This is a genomic window from Dactylosporangium vinaceum (genome assembly GCF_019904175.1).
Taxonomy (GTDB): Bacteria; Actinomycetota; Actinomycetes; order Mycobacteriales; family Micromonosporaceae; genus Dactylosporangium; species Dactylosporangium vinaceum.
The window spans coordinates 4261610-4279945 of the sequence record NZ_CP061913.1 but is presented as its reverse complement, the minus strand read 5'-3'; the positions used below and the strand labels follow the sequence as shown (position 1 = coordinate 4279945).

Annotated in this window: 21 protein-coding genes; 8 read left to right on the top strand and 13 right to left on the bottom strand. The window is 71.2% G+C overall.

What is annotated here, in order from left to right; genetic code table 11:
* Positions 1-2 precede the first annotated feature (2 nt).
* Genes Dvina_RS18950 through Dvina_RS18930 form a run of 5 tightly spaced genes read right to left on the bottom strand, consistent with a single transcriptional unit; the run spans position 3 to position 4882 of the window.
* Positions 3-875 carry a potassium-transporting ATPase subunit C gene (locus Dvina_RS18950; RefSeq protein ID WP_223103795.1) on the bottom strand — a complete coding sequence of 291 codons (873 nt, stop codon included), beginning with the start codon at positions 873-875 and terminating at the stop codon, positions 3-5.
* The gene (gene kdpB / locus Dvina_RS18945; protein ID WP_223103794.1) at positions 875-2959 is read right to left on the bottom strand and encodes a potassium-transporting ATPase subunit KdpB; all 2085 of its coding nucleotides are present in this window, start codon (positions 2957-2959) and stop codon (positions 875-877) included. The genes Dvina_RS18950 and kdpB overlap by 1 nt, the downstream gene beginning before the upstream one ends.
* The gene (kdpA, locus tag Dvina_RS18940; RefSeq protein ID WP_223103793.1) at positions 2956-4617 is read right to left on the bottom strand and encodes a potassium-transporting ATPase subunit KdpA; all 1662 of its coding nucleotides are present in this window, start codon (positions 4615-4617) and stop codon (positions 2956-2958) included. The genes kdpB and kdpA overlap by 4 nt, the downstream gene beginning before the upstream one ends.
* Positions 4617-4706, bottom strand: a complete 90-nt coding sequence (gene kdpF, locus Dvina_RS18935) for a K(+)-transporting ATPase subunit F (RefSeq protein ID WP_063745760.1) — start codon at positions 4704-4706, stop codon at positions 4617-4619. The genes kdpA and kdpF overlap by 1 nt, the downstream gene beginning before the upstream one ends.
* Positions 4703-4882: a hypothetical protein gene (locus Dvina_RS18930; protein ID WP_223103792.1), complete on the bottom strand. Its 180-nt coding sequence runs from the start codon at positions 4880-4882 to the stop codon at positions 4703-4705. The genes kdpF and Dvina_RS18930 overlap by 4 nt, the downstream gene beginning before the upstream one ends.
* A gap of 442 nt (positions 4883-5324) precedes the next feature.
* Between Dvina_RS18930 and Dvina_RS18925 the strand changes: the two genes are divergently transcribed.
* Entirely contained in the window at positions 5325-5534 is a 210-nt protein-coding gene (locus tag Dvina_RS18925; RefSeq protein WP_223103791.1) for a S1 RNA-binding domain-containing protein, read from the top strand.
* 304 nt (positions 5535-5838) lie between these two features.
* On the opposite strand, the gene Dvina_RS18920 is transcribed toward Dvina_RS18925, so the two are convergent.
* Positions 5839-7101, bottom strand: a complete 1263-nt coding sequence (locus tag Dvina_RS18920; protein ID WP_246656308.1) for a PP2C family protein-serine/threonine phosphatase — start codon at positions 7099-7101, stop codon at positions 5839-5841.
* Between the two features lie 264 nt (positions 7102-7365).
* Positions 7366-7542: a hypothetical protein gene (locus Dvina_RS18915; RefSeq protein WP_223103790.1), complete on the bottom strand. Its 177-nt coding sequence runs from the start codon at positions 7540-7542 to the stop codon at positions 7366-7368.
* A gap of 27 nt (positions 7543-7569) precedes the next feature.
* Between Dvina_RS18915 and Dvina_RS18910 the strand changes: the two genes are divergently transcribed.
* Genes Dvina_RS18910 through Dvina_RS18900 form a run of 3 tightly spaced genes read left to right on the top strand, consistent with a single transcriptional unit; the run spans position 7570 to position 9814 of the window.
* Entirely contained in the window at positions 7570-9111 is a 1542-nt protein-coding gene (locus Dvina_RS18910) for a winged helix-turn-helix domain-containing protein (protein ID WP_223103789.1), read from the top strand.
* Complete coding sequence (locus Dvina_RS18905) at positions 9108-9275, top strand: hypothetical protein (RefSeq protein WP_223103788.1); 168 nt, start codon at positions 9108-9110, stop codon at positions 9273-9275. The genes Dvina_RS18910 and Dvina_RS18905 overlap by 4 nt, the downstream gene beginning before the upstream one ends.
* Entirely contained in the window at positions 9272-9814 is a 543-nt protein-coding gene (locus Dvina_RS18900) for a hypothetical protein (protein WP_223103787.1), read from the top strand. Before Dvina_RS18905 ends, Dvina_RS18900 begins: the two co-directional genes overlap by 4 nt.
* A gap of 27 nt (positions 9815-9841) precedes the next feature.
* On the opposite strand, the gene Dvina_RS18895 is transcribed toward Dvina_RS18900, so the two are convergent.
* Genes Dvina_RS18895 through Dvina_RS18885 form a run of 3 tightly spaced genes read right to left on the bottom strand, consistent with a single transcriptional unit; the run spans position 9842 to position 12572 of the window.
* A complete protein-coding gene (locus Dvina_RS18895; RefSeq protein WP_223103786.1) occupies positions 9842-10435 on the bottom strand; it encodes a NifU family protein in 594 nt (197 codons plus the stop codon).
* Complete coding sequence (feoB, locus tag Dvina_RS18890) at positions 10435-12390, bottom strand: ferrous iron transporter B (protein WP_223103785.1); 1956 nt, start codon at positions 12388-12390, stop codon at positions 10435-10437. Before feoB ends, Dvina_RS18895 begins: the two co-directional genes overlap by 1 nt.
* A complete protein-coding gene (locus Dvina_RS18885; protein WP_246656307.1) occupies positions 12387-12572 on the bottom strand; it encodes a FeoA family protein in 186 nt (61 codons plus the stop codon). Before Dvina_RS18885 ends, feoB begins: the two co-directional genes overlap by 4 nt.
* Before the next feature lie 262 nt (positions 12573-12834).
* Here Dvina_RS18885 and Dvina_RS18880 point away from each other — a divergent pair, with 262 nt between their 5' ends.
* On the top strand, positions 12835-13698 hold the full coding sequence (locus tag Dvina_RS18880) for a COG4705 family protein (protein ID WP_246656306.1): 864 nt from the start codon (positions 12835-12837) through the stop codon (positions 13696-13698).
* 174 nt (positions 13699-13872) lie between these two features.
* Here Dvina_RS18880 and Dvina_RS18875 read toward each other — a convergent pair whose 3' ends face one another.
* Positions 13873-14490, bottom strand: a complete 618-nt coding sequence (locus tag Dvina_RS18875) for a DedA family protein (protein ID WP_223103782.1) — start codon at positions 14488-14490, stop codon at positions 13873-13875.
* 364 nt (positions 14491-14854) lie between these two features.
* On the opposite strand from Dvina_RS18875, the gene Dvina_RS18870 reads away from it, so the two are divergent.
* Entirely contained in the window at positions 14855-15148 is a 294-nt protein-coding gene (locus Dvina_RS18870) for a COG4705 family protein (RefSeq protein ID WP_246656305.1), read from the top strand.
* A gap of 11 nt (positions 15149-15159) precedes the next feature.
* Here Dvina_RS18870 and Dvina_RS18865 read toward each other — a convergent pair whose 3' ends face one another.
* Positions 15160-15879 carry an alkaline phosphatase family protein gene (locus Dvina_RS18865; protein WP_246656304.1) on the bottom strand — a complete coding sequence of 240 codons (720 nt, stop codon included), beginning with the start codon at positions 15877-15879 and terminating at the stop codon, positions 15160-15162.
* Between the two features lie 384 nt (positions 15880-16263).
* Between Dvina_RS18865 and Dvina_RS18860 the strand changes: the two genes are divergently transcribed.
* Positions 16264-16623, top strand: a complete 360-nt coding sequence (locus Dvina_RS18860) for a BlaI/MecI/CopY family transcriptional regulator (protein ID WP_223103781.1) — start codon at positions 16264-16266, stop codon at positions 16621-16623.
* On the top strand, positions 16620-16985 hold the full coding sequence (locus Dvina_RS18855) for a hypothetical protein (protein WP_223103780.1): 366 nt from the start codon (positions 16620-16622) through the stop codon (positions 16983-16985). The genes Dvina_RS18860 and Dvina_RS18855 overlap by 4 nt, the downstream gene beginning before the upstream one ends.
* Here Dvina_RS18855 and Dvina_RS18850 read toward each other — a convergent pair.
* Positions 16975-18327: a serine hydrolase domain-containing protein gene (locus Dvina_RS18850; RefSeq protein WP_223103779.1), complete on the bottom strand. Its 1353-nt coding sequence runs from the start codon at positions 18325-18327 to the stop codon at positions 16975-16977. The genes Dvina_RS18855 and Dvina_RS18850 overlap by 11 nt on opposite strands.
* Between the last annotated feature and the right edge of the window lie 9 nt (positions 18328-18336).

Genomic DNA, 18336 nt, shown 5'->3' with positions numbered 1-18336 from the left:
GGTCAGCTCCGATCCAGGGCGAGGTTCAGTTCCAGGACGTTGACCGCCGGCTCGCCGATGAAGCCCAGCGTACGGCCGACTGTGTGCTCCTCCACGAGCTTGCGCACCGCCGCCTCGGACAGGCCGCGCGCCGCCGCGACCCGGGGCAGCTGGAGGTTGGCGTAGGCGGGGCTGATGTGCGGGTCGAGGCCGCTGCCGCTGGCGGTGACCGCGTCGGCGGGCACGGCCGGCTTGTCCGGGGCAGTGCCGCGCACCGGCGTGGTGACCCCGCCGGTGTAGTCGTCGCCGGGCTTGGCGCACTCCACGGTGACGCCCTGCCAGGTCGTGACGAACGGCGCTGCCGGGCACGCCTCGTTGACGCTTACCGCACGGGTGACCGGACCGGTCGAGCCGTCCCGGTGATAGACGGCGAGGACAGCACCGACTCCGCCCGCGGTGCAGTACGGCCGCGATCCGTCGACCCCTTCCAGGTCGCCGACGGCCTTGCTGCGGGCGCACACCTGCGTGAGCAGGCTCGGCTTGCCGGCGTCATCCTTGACGTTCGGGTCGGGCAGCGTGTCGACGACGTTCTCCGGGCCCAGATTGCCGGCCGAGGTCGAGGTCGGATCGTAGCCGTCGCCGGCGGCGGACGGGCGGGACTGGAAGTACTGCTTGAGGGGGTTGCCGTCGGCGTCGGTGAACGACTGCCCGATCAGCGCACTGCCGACGTTGTTGCCATTGCGGGCCAGCAGCGAGCCGTCCGCGTGCCCGGCCAGGCCCGGTATCCGGGCGGCGGCGACCATGGCGAGCGGGTAGGCCAGGCCGAGGATGGCGGTGAGGACGATGAGCGCGCGCAGGGCGGCGAGGTGCTGGGCGAGCCAGGACGGGAGTCGCATCAGGAAATCCCCGGGATGGTCATGATGATGAGGTCGATGAGCTTGATGCCGATGAACGGCACGATGACGCCGCCGACGCCGTAGACGAGCAGGTTGCGGCGCAGCATTGCGGCGGCCGGGCCGGGCCGGTAGCGCACCCCGCGCAGCGCCAGTGGGATGAGCGCGACGATGACCAGGGCGTTGAAGACGACGGCGGACAGGATCGCCGAGGTCGGCGAGTGCAGCCGCATCACGTTGAGCGCGTCCAGACCTGGGTACAGGGCGGCGAACATGGCCGGGATGATCGCGAAGTACTTGGCGATGTCGTTGGCGATGGAGAACGTCGTCAGCGCGCCGCGGGTGATGAGCAGCTGCTTGCCGATCTCGACGATCTCGATGAGCTTCGTCGGGTCGGAGTCGAGGTCGACCATGTTGCCGGCCTCTTTCGCGGCCGACGTGCCGGTGTTCATCGCCACGCCGACGTCGGCCTGGGCCAGGGCGGGGGCGTCGTTGGTGCCGTCGCCCGTCATCGCGACGAGCTTGCCGCCCTCCTGCTCCCGCTTGATGAGGGCCATCTTGTCCTCGGGCGTCGCCTCGGCGAGGAAGTCGTCGACGCCGGCCTCCTCGGCGATCGCCTTCGCGGTGAGCGGGTTGTCGCCGGTGATCATCACCGTGCGGATGCCCATCCGGCGCATCTCCTCGAACCGCTCGCGCATGCCCTGTTTCACGACGTCCTTGAGGTGGATGACCCCGAGGGTGCGGGCCGGCGCACCGGCGACCCGCTCGGCCACCACCAGCGGAGTACCGCCGGAGGTCGACACGGCGTCCACAATGGCCCCGACCTCCCCGGTCGGCCGGCCGCCGTGCTCGCGGACCCACTGCATGACCGCCGTCGCCGCGCCCTTGCGCACCTCGCGGCCGTCGATGTCGACGCCTGACATGCGGGTCTGGGCCGTGAACGGCACCCACTGCGCACCGGACACGTCGCGCTCGCGCAGGCCGTGGCGCTCCTTGGCGTACACGACGATCGAGCGGCCTTCGGGTGTCTCATCGGCGAGCGACGACAGCTGCGCGGCTGCGGCGAGCTCCTGCACGCTGACGCCGTCGACGGGCAGCAGGTCGCCGGCCTGCCGGTTGCCCAGCGTGATCGTGCCGGTCTTGTCCAGCAGCAGTGTGTTGACGTCCCCGGCGGCCTCGACCGCGCGGCCCGACATGGCCAGGACGTTGCGCTGCACCAGGCGGTCCATGCCGGCGATACCGATCGCGGAGAGCAGCGCCCCGATCGTCGTGGGGATCAGGCAGACCAGCAGGGACACCAGCACGATGCCGGTGACCCCGTCGCCGTTGAGCGCGGCGCTGTCCGGAGCGAACGCCTGGACGCCCTTGGAGTAGATGGCGAGCGGCTGCAGCGTCGCCACGGCGAGCAGGAAGATGATGGTCAGGCTGGCCAGCAGGATGTTCAGCGCGATCTCGTTCGGCGTCTTCTGCCGGTTGGCCCCCTCGACCAGGGCGATCATCCGGTCGATGAACGACTGCCCCGGCTTCTGGGTGATCCGTACGACGATCCGGTCCGACAGGACCTTCGTGCCGCCGGTCACCGCGGACCGGTCACCGCCCGACTCGCGGATGACGGGCGCGGACTCGCCGGTGATCGCCGACTCGTCGACCGAGGCGATGCCTTCGATGACATCGCCGTCACCCGGGATGATCTGCCCGGCCTCGACGATCACGACGTCGCCCTGCTGCAGCTGGGTCGCCGGCACTGACTCCTCGACATCGCCCACGAGCCGGCGCGCCATGGTGTCCTGCTTGGCCCGGCGCAGCGTGTCGGCTTGGGCCTTGCCCCGGCCCTCCGCGACCGCCTCGGCGAGGTTGGCGAAGATCACGGTCAGCCACAGCCACACGGTGATCGTCCAGGCGAAGCCGCTCGGGTGGATGACGGCGAGGACGGTGGTGAAGATCGAGCCGATCTCGACGATGAACATGACCGGGTTGCGCCACAGCGTTGCCGGGTTGAGTTTGCGCAGCGCGTCCGGGGTCGAACGCCCCAGCTGGGCGGGGTCGAGCAGCCCGCCGGCGATCCTGCGCGGGGTCGGGGTGGTCATTGGATGCCTTCCGCAAGCGGGCCGAGCGCGACGGCCGGCAGGTAGGTGAGCAGCACGACGACGACCGTGACGGCGACGACCATGCCGATGAAGAGGGGTTGGTAGGTCCGCAGCGTGCCGGTCGACTCGGGTACGGGCTGCTGCTTGGCGAGCGAGCCCGCGAGCCCGAGCACGAAGATGATCGGCAGGAACCGGCCCAGCAGCATGCACAGCCCGAGCGCGGTGTTGTAGAAGGTCGTGTTGACGCCGATGCCGGCGAATGCCGAGCCGTTGTTGTTCGACGCCGACGTGAACGCGTACAGCACCTCGGACAGGCCGTGGGCACCGGGGTTGGCCATCGATGCCCTCGCCGTGGCGGAGCTCATCGCGACCGCCGTGCCGGTCAGCACGAGCGCCGGCGTGGTCAGCAGGTACAGCGACGCGAACTTGATCTCCCGGGAACCGATCTTCTTGCCCAGGTACTCGGGGGTCCGCCCCACCATGAGCCCGGCCACGAACACGGTGATCACGGCGAGGACCAGCATGCCGTACAACCCGGAGCCGACGCCGCCGGGAGCCACCTCGCCGAGCATCATGTTCAGCATCGTCACCATGCCGCCGAGCGCGGTGTACGAATCGTGGAAGGAGTCCACCGCGCCGGTGGACGTCAGCGTGGTCGCGGCGGCGAACGTCGCCGACTGCGGCACCCCGAAGCGGGTCTCGGTGCCCTCCGTCGCGGCGCCGACCGCCGTTGGCACCGTCCCGCCGTGGTGCAGCTGCAGCGCGTTGATCGTGATGATGCTGCCCAGGGCGAGGATCGCCATGATCGCGGCGATCGCATAGCCCTGCCGCCGGTCGCCGACCATCCGGCCGAACACCCGCGGCAGCGAGAACGGGATCACCAGGAGCAGGAAGACCTCGAGCCAGTTGGTCCAGCTCGTCGGGTTCTCGAACGGGTGGGCGCTGTTGGCGTTGTAGAACCCGCCGCCGTTCGTGCCGAGCTCCTTGATGATCTCCTGCGACGCGACCGGACCGCCGGTGATGTGCTGCGACCCACCGGCCAGTGTGGTGACATCGGCGCCGCCGGACAGGTTCTGCACCATACCCGCGGCGACGAACACGACCGTGCCGATCACGGCGATCGGGAGCAGGATACGCACGCAGATCCGCATGAGGTCGACCCAGAAGTTACCCAGCTGATCCGTCCTGGACCGGGCGAACCCGCGTACCAGCGCAAACGCCACGGCGATACCGACCGCAGCGGAAGCGAAGTTCTGCACCGCCAGGCCGGACATCTGCACGAGGTGGCCCATCGTCGACTCGCCCGAGTACGACTGCCAGTTGGTGTTCGTCACGAAGCTGACGGCCGTGTTCCAGGCCTGGTCGGGCTTGACCGGGTCGAAGCCGAGACTGAGCCACAGGTGGTGCTGCAGGCGCTGGAAGAGGTACAGCACCAGGATCGACACCGCGGAGAACGCCAGCACGCTGCGGGCGTACACGCCCCAGGACTGCTCGCCGTCGGGGTTGACGCCGACCGTCCGGTAGAGCACGCGCTCGACCCGCAGGTGCCGCCGGGCGGTGATCGCGGCGAACATGTAGTCGCCGAACGGCCGGTACACCAGCACGAGGGCGACGACCAGCGAGGCGATGAACAGCACGCCCGCCGTGGTAGAGCTCATCAGAACCGCTCCGGGAAGAGTAGGGCCGCGACCAGGAACCCGGTCAGCGCGACCGCGAGCACGAGGCCGACGAGGTTCTCAGCGTTCACAGCCGCTCCACCGCCCGCACCGCCAGGCCGAGAACCGCGAACGCAGCGATCGTCAGCAGCATGAACACCACATCAGCCACTGGGGCTTGCCTCCTTGCATCGTTGAAACGACGACGCGAAGCCGTCGTTGTAGAGCCACCTGCCCCGACCGAGGCGACGCAGACGGCCATCGCCACGAGGTGGGCCTCCAGCTCCGACCTCACCCGGCGGGCCTTCCATCCGGCCCGTTGCCAGTGAAAACCGAGCCGCGTCCGCTGCCCAGGTGTCTTGATGGAATCTCTACGCCCATCACCCGTTTCTTGATGCTCTCTTGACGGCCCTCACCCGGCACCCTCGTCTGCCGTCGCAGTCGTGGTTGCCCGTGAGCGCCGGGTCGGGGTCGGCGTATCGCAGTCGTGCGGCGGGTATGCGCTGTCGCCGATGGCGGGGCTGCACCGGTGCACGGCCCACATCGACCGGGGGCGGCGTGTTCGGTAAGCTCTGGGCTCATGACTGCCGGGTCGGCCATGAGCCGTGCACAGATCGGGTTCCCGGCGGCCGTTTGATCACCGCGCGGGCGAGGAGCCCGCCTTCGTCACGAGACGTGTATCCGCCGCTCGTGACGAAAGGAGGTGAAATATGAGCTGGCAGGAGTTTGTGACCCGCTACCGGGTCGGTGACGTGGTCGATGGCGTGGTCACCAAGCAGGTGCCGTTCGGGTCGTTCGTCGAGACCGACGGCCACACGGGTCTGGCGTACCAGCAGGTGTGGCCGGTCGACGCTCGCGTATCGGTCAGGATCGTCGCGATCGACACCGACCGTGAACGGTTCAGTGTGGAAGCCGCGTAGATGAAGCGCTGATCCGGGGGAACCGGACTCCCCCGGATCAGCGCCCTTCCATCCTCGGCCGCCGCCGGCACGCCCGGTGCGCCGCGGTACGTGGCGTGACAATGCGCTACCGGCGAGGCAAGCGTGCCCTTGACAACCTGGACCTCGACGTGTGCGGCGGCATGTTCGGCCTGCTCGGCGCCAACCGGACCGGCAAGACGACCCTGCTGCGCCTGCCGGCCGGGCTGTTGCAAGCCCTGCTCGGCGACCCGCGGCTCGTCATCTGGCGGTCGCCACGCCACCGCGCCGCGGCCGCCGGGCCCGCTCAGCCGGACCGGGCGGCGCTGGTGCGCGCCTGCTCGGCGCCTGCACTGCTGCGCCGTTCCCGTCCGTGTTCGTCGTACCAGTCGATGATCAGCAGCGTGGCGTCGTCGGCGAGGACCGGGCCGGCCACCCGCAGGACCGCATCGGCCAGCGCGCGGGTCGCTTCCCGCGGGTGCAGCTCGGCGACGTGCAGCAGCTCGGCGTGCAGGTCGAGCCGGGCCGCGCCGCGTTCCCGCATCCCGTCGGTCACGATCACCAGGCGGTCCCCCGCCTGCAGCGCCACGGACCTTGTCTGGAACGTGACATCGGGCAGCATCCCCAGCGGGAAACAGCGCGGAAGGTCCAGAGGCTCGACCCGGCCGGCGCGGACCAGCAGCGGCGGGAGGTGCCCGGCGTTGAGCAGCGTGCACGTGCCGGTGCGCAGGTCGATGCGGCCCAGCACGGCGGTGAGGAACGTGCTCGCGGCGCCGGCGTACTCGGTGATCGCGGCGTTCGCGGCGTCGGCCTGCTCCACCAGGCTGTGGCCGCGGCGGCGGGTGTTGCGCAGGCTCCCGACCCCGAGGGTGGCGGTCAGGGCGCTGGCCACGCCGTGTCCCATGGCATCGGTGACGCTGAAGTGCAGTACGTCGCGGGCCAGGGAGTAGTCGAAGGTGTCCCCGCCGATGCTGGCCGCCGGCTCCAACCAGCCCGACAGCGTGAACGCGCCCGCCTCGCAGGTGAACGCGGCGGGCAGCAGCCGGCGCTGGATCTCCGCCGACAGGTTGAACGGCGTGGTGCGCTGGCCCCACTCGAACAAGTCTGTGTGCCGCCGGTTGGCGATGACGACGAAGCCGAGCAGGTGCGCGACCCGGCCGAGCTCTCGCACTGCCTGCTGGTCCGGTTCGACCGGGAGGACTATCTCGAGTAGCCCCAGAACCTCGCCGCGTTCCGTCACCGGCGCCCACACGGTCCAACCGCCATCGACCCGCCGTACCTGCGGAGACTGCGCCCGCAGCGCCTCCTCCGCGGGTCCACCGTCCAGCGACAGTACAGTCGCGACCTCGTTGCCGCCCCGCCGGTCCCCCGGGCCGTCCACCGCGCCACCCGGCGCGTGAGTGAGCCGGACCAGGGCCCGCCCGCCCAGATCGGCGATGAGGAACGACACCGACCGCGCGTCGAGGGACTTGGCCACCTCACGCGTGATCGCCTCAACCGCGTCGACCGGTGCCGCGTCCTCGACCGCGCCGAGCATCGCGGCCATCATCGACGTCCCGCTGCGGTCCACCCCGGCAGCATACGGTCACGCAGCCCGCGACCGCTGCCGCCGGCGCCGGCCGCGGCACGGCGCGGCCGCGGCGGTCAGCCGCCGGATGCGCCGTGGCAGGTTCTCTCCTCGGCGACCTCGCCGGTGCGGCTGGAGGCCATCCTCCGGCGATCCGCACCGATGGGCGACCTGGCCGCTAGCCTGCTGGACCGAGCCGGGGCGAGGCGCCGATCCGGCGCGGAGCCTGGGCGGCCGGCGTTGGTGCTGGTGCTGGTGGCGGAGCGTTCAGCTGTCGGGGTCGAAGGCGCCGTCGAGCTCGAACACCGGGTTGGTGACGTCGTTGCCGTGGGTGTCGGTGATGGTGGCCAGGCCGACGAGCTTGGACGGGCCGCCGGCGCCGACGACCACCTCACCAAACCGTTCTCCTTCGACGAGCTCCTGGCCCGGCTCCGCGCGCTGCACCGGCGCACCGCCGATGCAGCCGCGGCCGTGCTCACCGCCGGTGATCTCGTCCTGGATCCCGCGACCCGGCGGGTCGCCCGCGGCGGCGTCGAGATCGACGTGTCGGCCCGGGAGTTCGACATCCTCGCCCTGCTGATGGCCCGGGCCGGGCAGTGCGTCACCCGGTACCAGATCCTGGACGAGGTGTGGGACGGCGAGACCGACCTGCGCTCCAACGTCATCGACGTCTACATCGCCAACCTGCGCGGGAAGGTCGACAACCGTTCGGCCGGCACGCCATCGAGACCCTCCGCGGCGCCGGCTACCGACTCCGTCCGGACGGTGGCTGACATGGCGGTGCGGTGGCGGCGGCTGCCTTTGCGGGTGCGGCTGATCGCCGGGTTCGCCGCGGCCATGCTCGTGGTGCTCACCGGCGCCGGTGCGTTCGTCTATCTGCGGGTGCGGTATGCCCTCGACCGGCGCCTCGACGCCGACCTCACCGCCGAGCACGCCGCGGTCACCGCCGCCCAGCACGACGGTACCCTGGGCCCCCGCAACCCCGCCGTCGTCTCCGGCGGCCTCTACCAGATCCTCGACCCCGCCGGCACAGTGCTGCAGGCCGGCCCCGGCCTCACCGGGCGTCCGCTGCTCACCGCCACCCAGGTCGCCGCCGCCCGAAACACAGCGGTCCGCACCGACCGCGGCACCCTGCTGCCGATCAGCACCGAACCGCTGCGGGTGCTGGCCACCCCGCTGCCTCCCGGCGCTACGGGCGCCGCGGGGCAGCCGGCGGTCGTGGTCGTCGCCGTCCGCCGCGATCAGCGCGACGAGGCCCTGCGCGAGCTCATCGCCCAGCTCGCCCTGGCCAACCTCGCGGCCCTGGCCGTGGCCTCGGTCGTCGGCTACCGCCTTGCCCGCGCCGCCCTCGACCCGGTGGAGCGCTATCGTGCCCAGGCCGCGCGTATCGCCGGCGGCGCCGCCGGCATCCGCCTCGACATCGCGCCCGGCGACGACGAGCTGACCCGCCTCGGCCGCACCCTCAACGACATGCTCGCCGCGCTGGACACGGCCCTGCAGCGGGAGCGCCGGTTCATCAGCGACGCCAGCCACGAACTGCGCACCCCGCTCACCCTCCTCGCCGCCGAACTCGAGGCAGCACTGCGCGCCGCCGCCACCGACACCACGGCGCTCATCACGCTCGCCGACACGCTCCTGGCCGTCGACGTCCAGCCCGGCCCCACCCCGTCCACCCCACCGGCCGACCTCCCGGGCACCCTTGCGCCGATCGTGCAGCGCCACCGCCATGCCGCCGGCCTCACCGACGGCATGCTGCGCATCGATCTCGGACCCGTGCCCGCCGTCCGCATCGACCCGGCCCGTCTCGAGCGGATCGCCACCAACCTGCTGGACAACGCTCTGCGCCACGGCACCCCGCCGATCACCGTCGCCACCGCCACCGCGGACGGGTGGGTACGGCTCACCGTCCACGACACCGGCCCCGGCATGCCGGCGGAGTTCGTGCCGCACGCCGCTGAACGCTTCGCCCGCGCCGGCACCGCCCTGGAGACGACCGGACAGCCAGGCGCATGACCAGGCTTGAGCAGCGGCCGGCCCATGCACTCCTGCCTACAGTCGACAGCATCGATCTGCCTGCCACGCTCACCCTGCTCGGCATGCTGCGCAACGACCCCGCCGTCCGGCTGTCGATGTCGTACGGTTCGGTGAGTCGACCGGAAGCGAGGCTTCTGCCGTGACCGCTCTGCTGTTGATCCTGACCGCACTCGGCGCGGCGGTCCTCATGATCGTCACGCTGGTCGCCGCGCTGCGCGGCCGCACCCGCTCGGCGGTGCGGCTCGGGTCCGCGTGCGTGGCGCTGGTCGGCACGTACGCCGCCGCGCTGGTCGCTGCCGGCGCCGCCAGCCGACCCCGCACCCTGGCCCACGGTGAGTGGAAATGCTTCGATGACTGGTGCGTGACTGTCGCATCGGCCACGCCGGCCGCGGACGGCCGAGATGTGACCCTGCTGGTGCGCAACGCCGGCCGTGGCCGGGCCCAGCGCCCGGATGCTGCGCAGGCCTACCTCGAGCCCGGCCGCCGACCGCTGGTGGTCGCCGGACTCGACGAGCGGCTGGACCCGGGCCAGACGGCGACGCTGCATGTGCTGGTGCTGCGCGCCGATGTGGCGGGCAACGCCGGCACCAGACTGGTCGTCATTGAAGGCGGCTGGCCGTCGCATGCCGTCATCGGCGACGAGAACAGCCCGTGGCACGCGCACGCCGGTTGGGCGCTGTAGGACAGTGCCGCGTTGTCTGCCGCCGGCTCAGCGCCGGATGAGGGTGAGTACGCGGCGCCAGGGCCTGGCGTCGCCGTCGGCCGGGTCCGGCCGGGGCGGCCCTTCGGCCGTGACGGCTCGTAGGTCCGGGCACCGGCGACGGAGCTGGTCCTCCAGCTGGTGGCGCAGTGTGGACTCGGCGGCCGGGCAGCCGTGGCAGGCGCCGGCGAGGCGGACCGTGACCACGCCGTCCCGCGCGTCGACCAGGGCGATGCTGCCGCCATGGGAGCGGGCGAGGTCGCCGACCGGGCCGTCGATGAGCTCCCGGGCGGCCGCGTGCAGCCCGGCGTCGGGCTCGGGCGCCGCGTCGATCGGGACCCAGGCGTCGCGGTCGGCCAGCGCGGTGTGCAGCGCGGAGCGGACCCGGGCGCCGTCGCATGCCCAGTCCCGGCCGGGTCCGAGCACCGTCACGACGGCGCCGGCCTCGAGCCGCACCTCGGCGAGCGTGCCGTCGGTGAGGAGGGTGGCGAGCGGCTCCGGCACGCCCGCGGCGGGTCCGGTGAAGGCCAGGACGTCGCCGGCGACGATCCACCGCAGCCGGTCCGGCCGGCCGGGGCACGACTGGGGATGCATCGGGATCATCACGGCGACCAGGCCAGCGCGGTGAGCGTGTGCGCGAGGTACGCCATCAGCCAGGCGAGCCCGGTGAGGTAGGTGAAGGCGATCGCCGGCCATTTCCAGCCGCCGGTCTCGCGCCGCATGATCCCGACGGTGGCCATGCACTGCAGCGCGAAGGCGAAGTACACCAGCAGGGCGGCGATCGTCGGTGGCGTGAAGACCGGCTGGCCGGCGTGCGGGCCGTCGTCGCGGGTCATCGCCCGCAGCGTCTGGGCCGGGTCGTCGGGGTTCTCGGCCGCGGCCACCTGCCCGAGTGTCGCGACGAACGTTTCGCGGGCGGCCTGCGCGGACAGGATGCCGATGTTGATCCGCCAGTCGAAGCCCAGCGGCGCGAAGACCGGTTCGACGATCCGGCCGATGCCCGCGGCGTAGCTGTGATCGGCGGTGTACGCGGACACGGCCGTGCGATCGCTCGCATCGACACCGTGCGAGCGCAGCTCCGCCGGCGAGTGCAGCGGCAGGTTGAGCAGCAGCCACAGCGCGAGCGTCGTCATCGCGATGATGGTGGTGCACTTGCGCAGGAATGAGCGGGCCGAGTGCCACATGGTCGTCAGCACGCTGCGTACGGACGGCAGCCGGTAGGGCGGCATCTCCATGTAGAACGGCATCATCGGGCCGCGGCGGTCGCCAAGTTTCTTGAACGCCCAGGCGGCGAGCATCGCCGACACCGCACCCAGCAGGTACAGGGCGAACATGACCAGGCCCTGCGCCCCGAACGGCCCGATGCGCGCCGCCGGGCTCACCAGCAGACCGATCAGCAGCACGTACACCGGCAGGCGGGCCGAGCAGGTCATGAGCGGCGCGGCCATCATCGTGGCCAGCCGGTCACGGGCCGACGGCAGCGTCCGGGTCGCCATGATCCCCGGGATCGCACACGCGAACGAGGACAGCAGCGCCACGAACGCGCGGCCTTCCAGGCCGGCTTTGGCCATCACCCGGTCCATGAGGAACGCCGCCCGGGACATGTATCCGACGCCTTCGAGCAGCGCGATCAGCAGGAACAGCAGCATGATCTGCGGTACGAAGACGAGCACCGCGCCGACCCCGCCGATGATCGCCTCGCCCAGCAGCCCGGCGAGCCACGCGCTGCCGATCCGCTCGGTGGCGAGGGCGGACAGCCAGCCGAAGAACGTCTCGACGTACCCCTGCAACGGCGCGGTGAGGCCGAAGAGGATCTGGAAGAACGCCACCATCACGGCGAAGAACACCAGCGTGCCCCAGAGCGGGTGCAGCAGCACCGCATCGACCCGCTGGGTGATCCGGTGCCGATCGGGCGCCCGGTAGCCGGCGAAGGCCAGCACCGACTCGGCCCACGCGTCGAACTCGGCCGCGACCGTCGGCGGCGGGATCGCCGGGACCGGCCAGGAGCGCCACTCGTCGAGGCGCTCACGCAGCCGGTCGATGCCCCGGCCGCGGTTACCGATCACGGCCACCACCGGCACGCCGAGCGCCTGCTCGAAGGCCTCGACGTCGAGGTGGCCGGCGCGGGCCGACAGCTCGTCGGTGAACGTCACGACCACACAGGTGGGCAGGCCCCGGCCGAGCACCTGCGCGACAAACCGCAGCGAGCGGCGCAGGGTCGTGGCGTCGGCCATGACCAGCAGCGCGTCCGGTGGCGCTTCGCCGGCCAGCCGCCCGTCGAGCACGTCGACCATGACCTGCTCGTCCGGGCTGATCGGCTCCAGGCTGTAGGCGCCCGGCAGGTCCTCGATCAGGTAGCGCCGCCCGCCGGTGCGGCTCGTGCCGACGAACCGGGAAACCGTCACCCCCGGATAGTTGCCGGTCTTGGCGTTCAGGCCGGTCAGGGCATTGAAGATGCTGGTCTTGCCGGCGTTCGGGCTCCCGGCCAGCGCGACGCGCGGCAACCCGCCGGTGACCGGTGCCGCGCCGCCGGCGCCGTGGCACCCCGGCTCCGTCACGCGATCTCCAGGGCCAGTACGCACGCCGCCTGCGCCCGGCGCAGGCAGAGCTCGTAGTCCTTCACTCGATAGACGACCGGATCACGCAGCGGAGCCCGCCGCACGACCTCCACCGTCGTGCCACTGGTCAGCCCGAGATCCTCGAGGCGCCGCGCGACCGCCGGCGGCGCGTCGGCGGTCATCCCGAGCACCGTGGCGCGACGACCAGGTGCGAAGTCGGCCAGCACACCGGAGGCGACTGCCGAGGGAGCAGGGTGCACGGGTAGCGCTCCGGTTGGGGATCGTCGAGCCACACGCACATCCTAAGGTAAGGCTTACTTTATCCGCTACGGACGGGGGCACGACGACCCGGACACGCTCGGGCCTGATTTGCGGATCGCCTACGACACTCCTACAGGTTGTAGGATGATTTGCCCGGATTTGCTCGATTCCGGGGAGGAAGCCGTGAAAGCTCAGGCCCTGTTGACCGAGGCGGACATTGCCGGGACCGGCCGGCATGTCCTCAAGAAGCTTCCCGAGGTCACCCTGATCTTCTGGATCATGAAGATCGCGGCCACCACACTCGGCGAGACGGCCGGTGACCTGTTCGCCCAGACGCTCCGGCTGGGCTACTTCCTCACCACGATCGCCCTGCTCCTGCTGTTCGTCGTGACGCTGGTGGTGCAGCTGCGCTCACGCCGGTACAACCCGTTCTTCTACTGGACGGTCATCCTGTCCACCAGCATGGCGGGCACGACCATGTCCGACTTCATGAACCGCGACGCGAGCGCCGCATACCTGCACGGCGCCGACGCGCTCGGCTGGGGGCCGCAAGGACTGGGACTCGGGTACCCGGCCGGGGCCGCGATCCTCGTCTCGATCCTGATCGCCATCTTCGCCGGCTGGAAACTCACCGGCCTGACGTTCTCGATCCGCGACATCGACACCTTCCGCGGCGAGGCCCTGTTCTGGGCGGCGATCCTGGTGTCGAACACCCTGGGCACGTCGATGGGCGACTTCCTGTCCGACAGCTCAGGGCTCGGGTACGCCGGCGGCGCACTGCTGGTGACAGCGGCCCTGGCAGTACTGCTGGTGCTGAAGTACATTCCCGCCGTACCCAACGTCCTGATCTTCTGGCTGGCGTTCGTCCTCACCCGCCCGCTCGGCGCCACCGCCGGCGACTTCCTCACCAAGCCCGCTGCCAAGGGCGGGCTCGCCCTCGGCACGCTCGGGTCCTCCCTGGTACTGCTGCTCGTCCTGTTCGGCCTGATGGCCTTCACGCACGCCACAGAACGGCGCCGGGAGCCGCTCGCCGCGCGCCGGGATTGACCACCGGCGTCGACGCTGCGGTAGGCCTGCTACCCGGTGGCGATCCGCACCGGTCGTGCCAGAAGAACAGCAGCAGGGCAAGTGCCGTGGCCACGTGCAACCCCACGACGAACGCCAGATACGGCGGCTGCGGTGCGGACACGTGGAGGTCCCGGGCCCACCGTCCGCCGAGCATCATGAACGGGCCCGCCGGGCGCGGGCCCGGCCGCGCAGCAGTTCGACCCCGATCGGCACGACGGACAGCACGACGATGTCAATGAGGATGAGCTCGATGTTGGACTTCACGAAGGCGACCTGGCCGAGGTAGAAGCCGAGCACCGTGACCCCGGTGCTCCACAGCGCGCCCCCGACGGCGTTGTAGAGCGCGAAGGTGCGGTACTGCATGTGCGAGGCGCCGGCCACGATTGGCGTGAAGGTGCGCACCACCGGCACGAACCGCGCCAGCACGATGGAGCGGGGCCCGTAGCGGTCGAAGAACTCCCGCGCCCTCGCCAGATTCTCCTGCTTGAACAGCCGCGAGTTCGGGCGGCGGAACAGCGCCGGGCCGACCCGGCGGCCGAAGAGGTAACCGACCTGGTCGCCTGCGACCGCCGCGGCCGCGATGAGCAGGATCATCAGCCACAGCGGCAGGTGCAGGTAACGCCCGCCCGCCACCAGCAGTCCGGTGGTGAACAGCAGCGAATCGCCGGGCAGGAAGAACCCGATCAGCAGCCCGGACTCGGCGAAGACGATCGCGAGAATGCCGAGCACCCCGAACGTCGAGATGAGCCATTCGGGATCCAGGACCTTCACTGACGCTCCTCACGTGCACGGGCGCTGAACAATGCGGGATCGGTGTACCCCATCTGGATGAGTCGCCAACCACCATATTCCTACATAATGTAGGAGTATGGTGAGCTCAAGGTTCGTCAGGTCAGCAACGACGCGAGGCATCGCTCGCCGGGCCGCGACGGTGGCCGCCGCCGCGGCGTTGCTGGTGCGTGCTGGTGCGGCAAGCGACCGAGGCAGTGCCGCACGCGTCGGCCTGGACGTACCCGGACCTCGCGCGTAAGGCCGTGGCGAGGACAAGGCCGGCGCCCGTAAGGCTGGACCCGGACAGTGGGCGGCCGTTCTGACCACGTTCGCGCTGGGCACCGCCGTCGGCGACCTGACCGCCGTGACGTTCGGCTGGGGCTACCTGCTCTCGGGCGTCATCTTCGGGGCCGTGATCGCCGTGCCGGCGCTGCTTTACCGGACCCGCACGCTCAACGCGGTGGCAGCGTTCTGGACCGCGTACGTCATCACGCGTCCGCTCGGTGCGTCCTTCGCCGACTGGATGGGCGTCTCGCACGAGCGCGGCGGTCTGGCGCTGGGTACCGGCCCGGTGACGGCGGCCTGGGCCGTGCTCATCGTCGGCCTGGTCACCTACCTGGCGGTCAACCGCGCCGACGCCGAGCCCGGTGGTCGTTGAGCCGAGCGGTGTCACACCCGCAGGGGTAGCGGGCCGGCGTCGGCGGCCCGGCCGAGCGGCGCCAGCCCGTACCGGTCCTCGATGGTGCGCAGCACGGCGTAGTGGTCCACTCGGCCGGTGCGGGGTCCGGGCGTGATGCCCGCGCCGCAGACGAAGGTGAGGATGCGGTTGGCGGAGCTGCCGTCGTCCTCGTCGAACGTCACGATGAGCCAGCTGTCGTGGGCGGCGGCCCAGCGGCGGTACGGCTCCAGGTGCTCGCGCGCCCAGGTGTCGCCGGTCGCGACGGAGCAGTCGTGCATGTCGTTGCACAGGTTCGGGATCACGAACGCGACGGTGGGCAGGCGCGCGGGATCGTCCGGCCACGCCGTGTAGGGCTGGTTGGCCTCGGCCGGGACGGTGTCGAAGTCGGCCCAGGGATTGTGTTTCGCGGCGTACCGGCCGCTGGAACAGCCCCGGAACCCCGGCGCCGGCAGATCTTCGGAGTAGCCGACGAACGTGCGGCCGGCCGCGAGGAGCTCCTGCGCGAGGTTCGGCGCGGCGCCGGCCCGGACCGGGCAGTGGTCGTCGGTGACGCCCTGCGTCGAGCCGGAGAAGAGCGCCAGATAGTTCGGCTGGCTGGGATGCGCGACGCCGTGCGCGTCGGTGAACACGGCGGACTGTCCGATGAGCGCATTGAGGTACGGCGCATCGGGATTTCCGGCGACCTGCCGGTCCGACTTGTTCTCGAACACGACCACCACGACATGCCCCGGCCCCGCCGGAGACCCGGTCGACGGCGCCGGCGAAGGGGCTACGGTCGGCGCGGTGACACCCGAGGGCGTTGCGGCCGGCCGGGTGCTGGTACCGCACCCCGCCGCGGCCAGGCACAGCAGCGCAGCCCCGGCAGCCGCGCGCCCGGCCCTCGACCGCCCGCGAGCTTTCCCGGTCAACCGCCGCACCGATGATGCCATCACCCATCTCACGGTACCCACGCATCCGCCTGTTTTATCGACGCGGTGAGGCCGGCGGCGACAGCGCCCACGAGCCGTCGTGCTTCGCCGGGCTACAGGTAAACCGCGTGTCTGTGGTCGGTACGGTGAGGGCGTGACCCGACATGAGACCCCCGAGCGACGGCCGTGGGCTCGCTCGAGGCGGACGTGCTCGCGGTGCTACGCGCCACCCCCGGGCCCCTGACACCGGCCCAGGTGCTGGAAGGCCTCGGCCGCGGCGCCGCCTACAACACCATCCAGACCATCCTGACCCGCCTGCTGGACAAGGGTCTGACCCGGCGCGGCCCCAGTCCGCACGGGGGACGCGGGCACGTCTACCGGCCCACCCATGGCACCCCGACCGTCATCGCCCAGCAGATGCGAGCGCTGCTCAACGGCCCCGGCGACCGTCGCGCCGTCCTGCGCGAATTCACCGCCGAGCTCGATCCCGCCGACGCCGCCGTGCTTCGTGGGCTGCTCGCCCAGGTCGCGGACGATCCGGCATGATCGGACTGGTCTATCTGCCGCTGATCCTGCCGGTACTACTCATCCCGGCCGCCCGGCAGGCGATCACCGCGAGCCGGCCGGAAGCGGCGGCGCGGGCGCTCACCGCGATCGCGCTGCTCACGGCCGGCTGTTCCAGTGCCTGTCTGGGCCTGCTCGGCGCGACGCTGCTCAACGACCTGCCGCCATTGGAACAGCGCGAGGACCGGGCCGCCGTGGTCGGCCGCGTCCTGCCGGAGCCGGTACCGGACTGGGTGACCGTCGCCGCCGCGCTGGCGCTGCTCTGGCTGGCCGCCCGGCTCGTACGCGAGGCGTGGCGCCGGGATCGGGGCCCGACCGGCGCCGGCCCGGCCCCTACTTTGTGACACGCGGCACGACGCGCAGGTTGTAGAGGAAGCGCCCGCCCCGCAGGAAGGCGATCATCGGGTGGGGCCCCTCCGCCGGCTCGATGCCGACGAAACGGCCGTCGCCGACGTGGACATAGCGAACGGTCGTGCCACCCTTCCCGAACTGCGCCGCCAGGCCATACGGGATCTCGGTGATCTCCAGCCCGTTGACATCGGCTTTCACCTCGTAGGTAATGCGCGGCGCCGAGTACCTCCCGGCGTAGTCCTCCGGCCGAAACGGCACCGGCGTGTCCGGCGGCAACACCCGCGACGGCAACCGGATCCCCGCCGCGGACGACAGGACCTTCGCGAGCACCTCGTCGATGAACACCGAACTGCGGCCACCGTTCGCGTGGATGGCGAGCACTAGGTCGCGGTCGGGCACGATGCGCCAGGTCGTATACGTGCCCGGGGTGCTGCCGTCGTGGCCGACCACCGGCCTGCCGTCCCACTCGAACAGCATCAGCCCCAGACCCCAGGCGGCTGCATGCCTGTCGCCCATCCGTGGCAGCGTGACCTGCGGCCGGCACATCTCGGCAAAGGTTCCCGCTGGCAGCACCCGCGTCCCGTCGGCCGCCACACCATCGGCCAGCAGCATCCGCCCGAACCGCACGAGGTCACGCAGTGCGGCGCTCAGGGTCGACCCGGCCGGCGCGTCCGACTGCGGCAGCAGCCGCCGCGGCGACACCCGCGGCGGCTCACCGACGTGCCCGACCGCGGCCCGGAACATGATTGCTTCCTCGGCGTAGAGCGCCATGTGCCGCGCACCGAGAGGCTCGATCAGCAGCTCCCGCATAGCGGCCTCCCACGTACACCCGCGCAGCTTGGCGACGAGGGCTCCGAGCGCGCAATAGCCGGCATTGCAGTACGAGAACAGCTCCCCCGGCCCGCTGACCTGCCGGGCGTTGCTACGCATGAACACAAGGAGCTTGGTCACCGCGTCGTCTCCGCGCCCGGTGTCCTCGAACAGATCCCCGTCGAACCCACCGGTGTGCGACAACAGGTGCCGCGCGGTGATGCTCGCCGAGGCGGCGACATCCAGCACCCCGAACTCGGGAAGATAAGTGCGGACCGGCTCATCGAGATCGACCAGATCCTCCCCGACGAGCTGCATCACCAGGGCGGTCGTCCATGCCTTGGTAACCGACCCGATCTGGAAAACAGTGTCGGCGGTGGCCTCCACCCCCGTATCCAAATTGGTCACCCCGGTGGCCGCCTCAGCCAGCTGGTCGCCCATTCCGACGGCCACCGCAGCTCCCGGCACCCCGTGCCGCCCAGCAGTCCGCTCGATCCATTCCTGGAGATCCGGAAGAAGCGTCATATCGAGGAC

What these genes read in the sequence shown, in the direction of transcription:
- Dvina_RS18905 (WP_223103788.1), top strand. Translation starts at nt 9,108, where the DNA reads ATGACCAGGCTTGAGCAGCGGCCGGCCCATGCACTCCTGCCTACAGTC.
- Dvina_RS18855 (WP_223103780.1), top strand. Translation starts at nt 16,620, where the DNA reads ATGATCGGACTGGTCTATCTGCCGCTGATCCTGCCGGTACTACTCATC.
- Dvina_RS18895 (WP_223103786.1), bottom strand. Translation starts at nt 10,435, where the DNA reads ATGATCCCGATGCATCCCCAGTCGTGCCCCGGCCGGCCGGACCGGCTG.
- Dvina_RS18950 (WP_223103795.1), bottom strand. Translation starts at nt 875, where the DNA reads ATGCGACTCCCGTCCTGGCTCGCCCAGCACCTCGCCGCCCTGCGCGCG.
- Dvina_RS18885 (WP_246656307.1), bottom strand. Translation starts at nt 12,572, where the DNA reads ATGACCGCCGACGCGCCGCCGGCGGTCGCGCGGCGCCTCGAGGATCTC.
- kdpB (WP_223103794.1), bottom strand. Translation starts at nt 2,959, where the DNA reads ATGACCACCCCGACCCCGCGCAGGATCGCCGGCGGGCTGCTCGACCCC.
- Dvina_RS18850 (WP_223103779.1), bottom strand. Translation starts at nt 18,327, where the DNA reads ATGACGCTTCTTCCGGATCTCCAGGAATGGATCGAGCGGACTGCTGGG.
- Dvina_RS18925 (WP_223103791.1), top strand. Translation starts at nt 5,325, where the DNA reads ATGAGCTGGCAGGAGTTTGTGACCCGCTACCGGGTCGGTGACGTGGTC.
- kdpA (WP_223103793.1), bottom strand. Translation starts at nt 4,617, where the DNA reads ATGAGCTCTACCACGGCGGGCGTGCTGTTCATCGCCTCGCTGGTCGTC.